Below are 381 nucleotides of genomic sequence, written 5' to 3'. Positions count from 1 at the left end.
TGTACAAAACATCTCATTTTGTGTAGATATTAACGAAGGTACAAAGACACCAGAGGACATACAATTAGACAGGCCCTCGCATAAGACATCCAGGAGGATATCAAGAACGGGATCAGTCAAAATAATAACTAGGTGGGGCAGTGGGTGCAGTAATGGCCAGCTGTCCCATTTTTTTGAGACTCTATTAAATTCCACCAATTCTACTTAATGTTTGTCCCTATCTAATGTTGATTCAATAGAATACATTACTATTGCGGGTATGTAAAACTATCCATGTGACCCTCTAAATTCAAAATAAAGGAGGTGAGATAATATGAAAAAATCTCGCAAACCTACTGGGAAAGCTATCATAAAACGCTTAGTACTGCGTACTTCAGCTAA

Source organism: Massilia sp. Root335 (assembly GCF_001425685.1).
Lineage (GTDB): Bacteria > Pseudomonadota > Gammaproteobacteria > Burkholderiales > Burkholderiaceae_D > Telluria > Telluria luteola.
Note: the sequence above shows the minus strand (reverse complement) of the source record.